The sequence below is a fragment of the Ramlibacter sp. bp-362 genome (genome assembly GCF_054956735.1).
The window spans coordinates 1-247 of sequence record NZ_JBUDXE010000078.1 but is presented as its reverse complement, the minus strand read 5'-3'; the positions used below and the strand labels follow the sequence as shown (position 1 = coordinate 247).

General features: G+C 66.8%; 1 protein-coding gene. It reads right to left on the bottom strand.

Features of this window, described 5'->3' with window-relative positions; translation table 11 throughout:
* A partial coding sequence (locus tag ACY0MJ_RS22480; RefSeq protein ID WP_462640783.1) for a hypothetical protein occupies nucleotides 1-247 on the bottom strand: 247 nt, incomplete at both ends.

Here is a 247-nt window from a genome sequence, read left to right as displayed (position 1 = left end):
CGCTCGTCGGCCAGGCCGTGCAGTCCGTCCAGTCGACGTACGTCGCCAGCACATCCTGGACGCTCAGCAGCGTCCCTGGCTGGTTGTGGTACTCGTAGAGGCCGCCGCGCGGCTTCGAGGGCCAGTAGAAGAGCCGGCACACGTCGAACGTCGACGGGTCGAAGTGCTGCATGCCGATGTCGGACGCCAGCCGCCGTGCGATGGCCTGGTAGGCATCCGGTTCGGCATCCGTATCGAGGGGTATCAG